Raw genomic sequence first — 6,101 nt, 5'->3', positions numbered from 1 at the left:
AAGCCATCTAATCGCCGCTTAAAATAGGTGGCGAACTCCCTTTTAATTAAACTGTCTACTTTATAGGGTTCAGTTCAAATAGTACGAAAAGTTGCCTTTTATTTGTATTAAAATTTAAATGTTTTGACGATGTTTTTTAGTTCTTCAGCCATAGAAGCTAAATTTTCTGCAGATGCAGCAATTTCTTCCATTGAACTATTTTGTTGTTCAGATGCAGAAGCAATTTCTTGTGTATTACTTGATGCTTCCATCGAAATTTCAGAGATATTTTTAATATCTTTGACCATTTTCTCTGACACGTTTTTAATTTGTTCGCTTTCTTCTAATATTTCTTTCATATGGTCTGAAACTTTATGAACTGATAGCGCAATATGTTCAAATTCTGCCCCAGCCTGTTCAACTTGTTTTTTACCGTCTTTTACAGCGATATTTCCTTCATTCATTGCTGAAATAGATAATGCAATTTCTTGTTGAATTTCTTTAATTAAATTACTAATTTGTCCCGATGCTTGGCTAGATTGTTCTGCCAATTTTCGAACTTCGTCAGCCACAACAGAAAAACCTTTTCCATATTCCCCTGCTCTTGCAGCTTCGATTGCTGCATTTAATGCTAATAAATTTGTTTGATCCGCAATTCCTGTAATGACAGATATAATATCATTTATTTCGGATGATTTTTTTCCTAAGCTATTAATTGTTGCTGAAGCGGAGTTCGTTTTATGTTCAATTGTTGTCATATGATCAACTGTATTCGAAATCACCTTTGTTCCCGAATTAGCCGCTTGAACCGCATCATTTGATAGTTCGTTTGTTCTTTGAATATTATTTGTAATCGTTGATATCCCGTTTGATATGTTCGTCACAACTGATTTTGCATCGTCGGTGAAGTTAGCTTGCGTTTCAGTTGTTGATGCAATAGTTTGGATGGATGCGGCAATTTGTTCAGTTGCTCGAACGGTTTCCTCCGAACTAGCAGATAGTTCCTCTGATGATGAAAGAACTTTATTGGAAGCAATATTTATTTCAGAAACTAAATGTTTAATATTTTGGACCATTACATTAAAGTTGTTGGCAAGTTGACCAAATTCATCTTTTCTTTTTAAATTGACTTCTTGGACAGTCAAATCACCAGAAGCAACCTTATCCATTCGAGATGCAATTGTAAGGATAGGCTTTGTAATGCTTCGTACAATCAGAGTGGAAATAAGAATGATGATGATCGCAGCTGCGCCAATCATCCATAAGCTTGCATTTTTTACAGCATTGGAAACAGCTAATACTTTACTTTCAGGAGTGTAAATCGTTAACCCATAGCCAGTAGTCTTGATTGGTGCATATGTACCAATAAATTGTTCACCGTCATAGGAGAAATTCGATATCCCTGTATCTGAGATGCTATTTTCTAAAATTTTATTAAAGCCGCCCACTTTAAGTTCCTTTATATTCTTTCCGAGGAAATCCGGTTCAGGAGAAACTTGTACAAATCCTTGTTTATCTACTAAAGTAATCATATTGGATGTTTCTTCATTGTTTAAGTATGTATCTACTAACAAATCAAAGTTTGCTGAACCGGCTAATATACCAACAATTACTCCACGATCGTCTTTAATCGGCGTTGCAGAAACGACAATTCGATTCCCTGTTGCTTTTGATGTCAATACTTCTGAATAAACCGATTTTCCACCAAATGCAGTAGGTACATAACTGCGGTCGCTGTAGTCTTGACCAATACTATCTTTCATTGTATGGGCAATTACAATACCGTCTCGATTAATTACATACATCGTTTCAAAAATATCAGAACGATCTTCTAAAAACGTAATATAGGGAACGAGTCGATCAGGATCCATTGACTTCATTACATCCGTAGAAGCGGCAATTTCCATTTCAGACATTTGGGACTTAAACCAATCATCAATGGATTGGGCTTTATTTAATACAAGGTTGTGCATAGCATCTTTTTCTTCATCGATAAGAATTTTACTATTGTTGCTTTGGATAAAAAAGGCAACTGCTAATAAAGGAACAATGGATATCAGTAAAAAAGCACTAATAAATTTACTCCGAATACTCGTTTTACCTTTTCTTAATTTTTTCTTTTTTTTCAAAGCTTTTCCCCCTTTGTATTCACAATGCTCTTGTTAGATAATCCGTATGAATAGGATTAAAATTTTGGAAACCCACCCTTTCTCCTACTAATTATCCAAATACATTATATAATGGAAATAGTAGAAATTAAAGATATTATTAGAGCATTCATACTAAATTGAAAATTGAATCGACTAGAAAATCGAGGACTATAGTTCTAATTCAATAAAAATAGACACTATAGGATAGTAGTGTCTATCAATCTCAGATTTTTTAATTCTTTAAAAGAAGTGCATATTTTTCTGAAGTTGTAAGCTTTATTGTAATAGAATCTTTCGTAGTAGATGCTTGGATCATAAAGGGAACTCCTGTTGTATTTTGGAATCGAAAATCTAATGAACCATATGACACGGTCGCATCTCTTCCCTTAGGAACATAACCTATATCAATTGAATGGTGATGTCGCTCAACGTAATGAACTCCTAATTGATCGACCGTATTAAATAATGTTGAAGACGTTTGGCAAATACCTCCACCAATTCCCATTTCAAATTCCCCGTTGACAATTTCTAAAGCTGGTTGATAGCCGGTTTCCTTTGTCCGTGGTCCGACGGTTGTATTGAAGGAAAAAATATCTTCTATTCCAACGATCACATTGGATATCGCATTTGCTGAAAGTTTGATGTTAGATGATCTCCCTACATCAGTTGAATTAAAATAAGTTGTATAGGATGCAATCACTACGTTATCTAAATCGGCAATTTCACTTTGATGATATCCTGATTCGGTCATATAAATTGGAAGTTCTATGTTCCCTCCTGTCTTAGATACAGCTAATATTTTTTCCACAAGTTCCTTTTCCTTTAAAATGACTTGTGGTTTTCCTTTCACTAGTTCTCCATTTTCATTTATTTTATCCAGTACCATTCTTTGGTCATATCCTGGTTTATTAACGGTACCACGAGCTAATTCCATTGCTAACTGTTCAATTTCCTTCTTATAACGATCTAAATTTGTCGAAAATCCTAGTTCAGCAGGCGTAAAGGAAAAAATGATTTCCTCCGTTGATGGATCGATTAAGTGAATAATAGAAGTTCCCTCTTCTATCTTTTCATCAGTACCATTCTGTTCTTTTGTTGCTTCCCTTTCTAATTCTTCAACTTGTTGTTCTAATTGGGTAATTCGTTCTTTTAATTGTTCCTTACTGCTAGTAGATTTACTACACCCAACTAAAATTAGGGAACATATCATTATCATGTAAATTTTTTTCACGGCCATCCCCTTCATAACACAGAAATATTTCCCTAGTGTATTCATGAAGGTTTCGATAGGTCTCAAAAAAGGAGAAATAAGTCATTAGTGAAAAAGAGCAGCACGAATCCACATCAGGTTTCGTACTACTCCTCTTAATCATTATTTAAAAATTCAGCAGTTATATCATACCCGCGCATGTAGTCTGGTGACCCAGGAAAGCTTTGCATAAATCCGTGGATATTACCGTCAAATCGGACAAGTCTTACTTGAACGCCTGCTCGTTTAAGCTTTTCTGCATACAATTCTCCTTCATCACAAAGGGGGTCATATTCTGCAGTGAAAATTAACGTCTTCGGCATTTTAGCTAAATATTGGTGATCCACAAAAATTGGCGATTCGCTAGGGATATCAGATTGCATGTGATGAATAAAATCCGCATGGCTTTTTGTAATATCTACACCATATTTACCGTTATATAGTTCTCTTGATTGATATTCGCTTCCCTTTATTTGTACGTCTAAATCTGTAATTGGATATTGAAGTACTTGCTTTGCAAGTTGAAATTCTCCCGTAATGATGGACTTTAAAACGACCATCGTTGCAAGATTTCCTCCTGCACTTGGTCCACCGATAACTACATCGTTTGTTCTACCTCCTAAATCATGTGCATGTTTCATGACCCATTGGGTTGCAAAATAACAATCTTGAAAAGCACTAGGCGCGGGATAATCTGGAGAAAAACGATAATTGACAACAATGACTTTGTAACCGGAAAGGGATGATAAAAGTCTGCAGGAAGTATCATAAGACCCTATATCTCCATTAATAAATCCACCTCCCGGAAAAAATAAGAAAAGTGGATAGTAGTCATCTTCTTCATCTGGAGTATAAATGCGAATTGGAATTTGATTGGTTGTCGATTGAATAAATGTATCTTCCACCTTTAATATTTTTGGTTTTTTTTCGTTTGAGCTGATTGGAACTCCTTTAACCCTTGCGTGAGGATGATTTTGAAAATATTGTTCAATATAATGATGCAGTGGCATTGTAAATCTCCCTTCTATTTTTGTATGTACAAAAATTATTTTTTACGATGATATTCTGAAATTTGAATGACACGGACGTTTTGTGTATTCAGTTCATGATATATCCCTCTGCTATCAGTAAAGGAAATATATTGATCCCGTTCACTTTGAATAAGTCGTTCAGCTAGTTCCTGGGATTCCACATGAATAAATCTTCTAATATAATGTTGTTCATCAAAAAAGTAGGTCACTTTAAATTCTTTCATCTTAACCACCTTTATTCATTCCTAATCATTATGTTATCCAATGAAGAAATCTCTACACATAGAAAAACCAAGTTAAAGGAGCGTCACCTCTTTATAACTTGGTTGCATTTGTTTATTTCGATTCATCTTCAATGAAATGAAGATTGGATACATATTGAGACATATGAGTCTTTATTTCACTATACAAAATTTTTGCATTCGGCAATTGCTCTTCCGTTACTTTATACAATGGTAATATTTTGTAGTTCTTCCAATTTTGGAACTCCACATAAGTAGGTAATAATTTAGGATGATTGATTTCAACCGTTGTATAAGTTTTTCCCTCTTTATCGTAAGTGATCGTTTTCTTTACATCCAACTCAAGTAAAGCACCAATTTGTCGATAAATTTCATCTTGAGATGATAAAAAGTTCCCTAAGGAATGGATGACAAAAGTTTGATTTCCGGTTTTTCCTGTATACCATTTAACAGGCTGTAATACATGGGAATGATGGAATAAAATAATGTGGACACCTAAATCGGCAGCTAATTGAGCGATTTTTTCTTGGTTTTCATTTTGAGTTCGGCTATATTCATCTCCCATATGTAAATTGAGGACGATAATATCGGATGTTTCCTTTGCTTTTTGAATATCAACTTTTATTTTTTCTTCATCGATATAATTGACTAAATAATCCTTTCCTTCAGGTACTTGAAGACCATTTGTACCATATGTGTAACCTAAAAAGGAGAACGTAATTTGATTAACGGTTAATGTTTTAATTTGCTCTGCTTCTTTAGCGCTTGTCGATGCACCGATATAAGTGATTCCTAGTTTATTCCAATAATTAGTAGCATTTAAAATTGCTTGTTCTCCACGGTCTAATGTATGATTATTAGCCATATTGACAACATCTACACCAACTTCCTTTAATACATCCCCTACTTCATAAGGACTATTAAATTGTGGATAGCTTGAAAGTCCAATATCTTGGCCACCAATTATACTTTCACTATTTGCAATAGTAATATCTGCTCTTTCTAAAAAAGGTTTTACCTGAGCAAACATGTCAGAAAAACTATATTGATTATCTCCAATAAAAGCTTCTTGATAGATTGGTTCGTGTATTAAAATATCTCCTATAGCTGATAAGGTAGCTGTATAAATTTCAGGTTCCTTTTGTATTGGAGGTGCAACTTCTTCGGGTTTTTCTACAAGTTGTTTCGAGTCATGGTTATTAGCACAAGAAGTTAAAACGATTACAAATATGAGCAAAAAATACCTTTTTAAAATAGAGGACACCTCCCTTTTGTATTGGAAAAATATGAAAGTATAACTATATAATAACCAAATATTATCATTTTTATTATTTTTTACAATTGTTTATCCTTAAATCAATTACATTGTCGTTTTAAATGATATGTTTGAATTTATTTTCATTTCCGATGAAGTAGTATGCTCACCTATTAGTCTTTTACCTCATATTCT

5 protein-coding genes are annotated in these 6,101 nt (G+C 33.9%); all 5 read right to left on the bottom strand.

Annotated features, from left to right (window positions below):
- Positions 1 to 107 precede the first annotated feature (107 nt).
- Complete coding sequence (locus tag H9636_RS14960) at positions 108 to 2,108, bottom strand: methyl-accepting chemotaxis protein (protein WP_191708373.1); 2,001 nt, start codon at positions 2,106 to 2,108, stop codon at positions 108 to 110.
- 253 nt (positions 2,109 to 2,361) lie between these two features.
- Positions 2,362 to 3,366 (bottom strand): VanW family protein, encoded by a 1,005-nt coding sequence (locus H9636_RS14955; protein WP_225230253.1) that lies wholly within the window; start codon positions 3,364 to 3,366, stop codon positions 2,362 to 2,364.
- Between the two features lie 128 nt (positions 3,367 to 3,494).
- Positions 3,495 to 4,388 (bottom strand): alpha/beta hydrolase, encoded by an 894-nt coding sequence (locus tag H9636_RS14950; protein ID WP_191708371.1) that lies wholly within the window; start codon positions 4,386 to 4,388, stop codon positions 3,495 to 3,497.
- 35 nt (positions 4,389 to 4,423) lie between these two features.
- Positions 4,424 to 4,633, bottom strand: a complete 210-nt coding sequence (locus H9636_RS14945; RefSeq protein ID WP_191708370.1) for a hypothetical protein — start codon at positions 4,631 to 4,633, stop codon at positions 4,424 to 4,426.
- A 112-nt stretch (positions 4,634 to 4,745) separates the two neighbouring features.
- Positions 4,746 to 5,888: a CapA family protein gene (locus H9636_RS14940; protein WP_191708369.1), complete on the bottom strand. Its 1,143-nt coding sequence runs from the start codon at positions 5,886 to 5,888 to the stop codon at positions 4,746 to 4,748.
- Positions 5,889 to 6,101 lie beyond the last annotated feature (213 nt).

It is taken from the genome of Ureibacillus galli, from assembly GCF_014836845.1.
Lineage (GTDB): Bacteria > Bacillota > Bacilli > Bacillales_A > Planococcaceae > Ureibacillus > Ureibacillus galli.
This window is presented reverse-complemented; position numbering and strand designations above follow the sequence as displayed.